The sequence below is a fragment of the Cupriavidus sp. 2TAF22 genome (assembly GCF_052115045.1).
Taxonomy (GTDB): Bacteria; Pseudomonadota; Gammaproteobacteria; order Burkholderiales; family Burkholderiaceae; genus Cupriavidus.
Genome location: NZ_JBFRFX010000105.1, coordinates 1 through 3145 on the forward strand (window position 1 = coordinate 1; position 3145 = coordinate 3145).

The following is a 3145-nucleotide window of genomic DNA, read 5'->3' on the forward strand; positions in this document are numbered from 1 at the left end:
GCGGCGAACCATCAGCTCCTTGATCTTGCCGATGGCCTTGGTCGGATTCAGCCCCTTCGGGCAGACGTCGACGCAGTTCATGATGCTGTGGCAACGGAACAGGCGGTACGGGTCGTTCAGGTCGTCCAGGCGCTGGCTGGTGGCCTGGTCGCGGCTGTCCGCGATGAAGCGGTAGGCTTGCAGCAGGCCGGCCGGGCCGACGAACTTGTCCGGGTTCCACCAGAACGACGGGCAGGACGTCGAGCAGCTCGCGCACAGGATGCACTCATACAGCCCGTCGAGCTCGTCACGTTCCTCGGGCGACTGCAGGCGCTCCTTCTCGGGCGGCGGCTCGTCGTTGATGAGGTACGGCTTGATCGAGTTGTACTGCTTGAAGAACTGCGTCATGTCGACGATCAGGTCGCGCACGACCGGCAGGCCGGGCAGCGGGCGCAGCACGATGCGGTCCGGCAGCTCGCGCATATTGGTCAGGCACGCCAGGCCGTTCTTGCCGTTGATGTTCATCGCGTCCGAACCGCACACGCCTTCGCGGCAGGAGCGGCGGAACGAGATGGTCTCGTCCAGCTTCTTCAGCTTGACCAGCGCGTCGAGCAGCATGCGCTCGTGACCGTCCAGCTCGACCTCGTAGGTCTGCATGCGGGGAGCTGCATCCTTGTCCGGATCGTAGCGGTAGACTTCGAAAATACGCTTCATTTCTGTGGGTCCTGTTTAGCTCTTCGACGCGGTGCTTAGAAGGTCCGKGCCTTGGGCGGAACGCTTTCCACCGTCAGCGGTTCCATCTTCACCGGCTTGTAGTCGAGGCGATTGCCTTCGCTGTAGAACAGCGTGTGCTTGAGCCAGTTCTGGTCGTCGCGGTTCGGGAAATCGCTGTGCGCGTGCGCGCCRCGCGATTCCTTGCGGGCAGCCGCCGAGATCATGGTTGCCTTGGCCACTTCCACCAGGTTGGCCACTTCCAGGGCTTCCACCAGTGCGGTGTTGAAGACCTTGGACTTGTCCTTCAGGTGGATGTTGGCAGCACGCTCGGTCACTTCCAGGATGCGTTCGACGCCTTCGTCCATCAGCTTCTGCGTACGGAACACGCCCGCATGCGACTGCATGTTCTTGCGGATGTCGTTGGCCACGTCCTGGGTGTACTCGCCCGACGACGACGAYTCCAGCTTGGCCAGGCGCGACATGGCGCGGTCRGCAGCATCGGCCGGCAGCGGCTTGTGCTCTTTCTGCTTGATCGCGGTCGCGGCAATGTGGTTGCCGGCCGCGCGGCCGAACACCACCAGGTCSAGCAGCGAGTTGGTGCCCAGGCGGTTGGCGCCGTGCACCGACACGCASGAGCATTCGCCGATCGCGTAGAAACCGTTCACGACATCGTTGGGGTTGCCGTTCTTCGGCGCCACGACCTGACCATGGATATTGGTCGGGATACCGCCCATCTGGTAATGGATGGTCGGGACGACGGGAATCGGTTCCTTGATCGCATCCACGTTGGCGAACTTCATGCCGATTTCGCGGATCGACGGCAGGCGCTTCATGATGGTGTCCGCACCGACGTGGGTGAGGTCCAGCAGCACGTAGTCGCCGTTCGGGCCGCAGCCACGGCCTTCCTTGATTTCCTGGTCCATCGAGCGCGAGACGAAGTCGCGCGGCGCCAGGTCCTTCAGCGTCGGCGCGTAGCGCTCCATGAAGCGCTCGCCGTCCTTGTTGCGCAGGATACCGCCTTCGCCGCGYACGCCTTCGGTGATCAGCACGCCCGCGCCGGCCACGCCGGTCGGGTGGAACTGCCAGAACTCCATGTCTTCCAGCGGCACGCCTGCGCGCGCYGCCATGCCCAGGCCGTCACCGGTGTTGATGAAGGCRTTGGTCGACGCGGCGTAGATGCGGCCGGCGCCGCCGGTGGCGAACAGCGTGGTCTTGGCCTCGAGGATGTAGACCTCGCCGGTTTCCATTTCCAGCGCGGTCACGCCCAGCACGTCGCCGTCGGCGTCGCGGATCAGGTCCAGCGCCATCCATTCGACGAAGAAATGCGTCTTGGCGCGCACGTTGCGCTGGTACAGCGTGTGCAGCAGCGCGTGGCCGGTACGGTCGGCCGCGGCGCARGCGCGCTGGACCGGCTTCTCGCCGTAGTTCGAGGTGTGGCCGCCGAACGGGCGCTGGTAGATGGTGCCGTCGGGGTTGCGGTCGAACGGCATGCCGAAGTGTTCGAGCTCGTAGACCACCTTGGGCGCTTCACGGCACATGAATTCGATCGCGTCCTGGTCGCCCAGCCAATCGGAACCCTTGATGGTGTCGTAGAAGTGATAGTGCCAATTGTCCTCGCTCATGTTGCCGAGCGAGGCACCGATGCCGCCCTGCGCCGCTACCGTGTGCGAGCGCGTGGGAAACACCTTGGAGAGCACGGCCACGTTCAGGCCGGCTTCCGCGAGCTGGAGGGATGCGCGCATCCCGGCGCCGCCCGCCCCGACGATGACCACGTCAAAGCGACGACGCGGCAATCCTGTCTTGACTGCGACCATTTATTACACCCTCCAGAGAATCTGAGCTGCGTAGCCCGCGCAACCGACGAGCCACAGAATCGTAAGAACTTGCAGCACGAGGCGCACGGCCATCGGCTTCACATAGTCCATCCAGATGTCGCGTACGCCGATCCAGGCGTGGAACAGCAGCGACAGGATGGTGAGGAACGTGATGATCTTCATCCACTGGTTGGAGAAGAGACCTGCCCACGCTTCGTAGGAAGCGCCGTTCGAGAGCAGGAAGGCGACTGCCAGCACGACGGTGAAGACCACCATGATGACAGCGGTGACGCGCTGCGCGAGCCAGTCTTTCAGACCGTAGTGCGCACCGACGACAAGACGCTTGGGACCGATATTATTATTTGCCACCTTGACTCTCCTCAAAACAGGCCGAACAGCTTCAGGCCGAAAATCGCGGTGAGCAACAGGCTGATGACCATCACGGCGACAGCGGACTTGGCCGAGGCCGGCTTGGTCACGCCGACGTGCACGTCGAGCAGCAGGAAACGGATGCCGGCACAGAAGTGGTGGAGGTAACCCCAGATCAGGGCCAGCAGAACCAGCTTGACGAAGCCGCCGGACAGGAGCGCCGAGAACTTTGCGAAACTCAGTTCGGAGGTGACGCTTTGCTCGAACAG

4 protein-coding genes are annotated in these 3145 nt (G+C 63.4%); all 4 read right to left on the reverse strand.

Annotation, left to right across the window (positions count from 1 at the left end; translation table 11 throughout):
• Nucleotides 1–693, reverse strand: a 693-nt coding sequence (locus AB4Z48_RS40310; RefSeq protein WP_441624473.1) for a succinate dehydrogenase iron-sulfur subunit, incomplete at its 3' end; no start/stop codon positions are given.
• A 35-nt stretch (nt 694–728) separates the two neighbouring features.
• Complete coding sequence (gene sdhA, locus AB4Z48_RS40315; protein ID WP_441624475.1) at nt 729–2507, reverse strand: succinate dehydrogenase flavoprotein subunit; 1779 nt, start codon at nt 2505–2507, stop codon at nt 729–731.
• A 3-nt stretch (nt 2508–2510) separates the two neighbouring features.
• Nucleotides 2511–2876: a succinate dehydrogenase, hydrophobic membrane anchor protein gene (gene sdhD, locus AB4Z48_RS40320; protein ID WP_441624477.1), complete on the reverse strand. Its 366-nt coding sequence runs from the start codon at nt 2874–2876 to the stop codon at nt 2511–2513.
• Nucleotides 2877–2887: 11 nt separating this feature from the next.
• Nucleotides 2888–3145: succinate dehydrogenase, cytochrome b556 subunit (gene sdhC / locus AB4Z48_RS40325; protein WP_441624479.1), on the reverse strand; the 258-nt coding region annotated here is incomplete at its 5' end.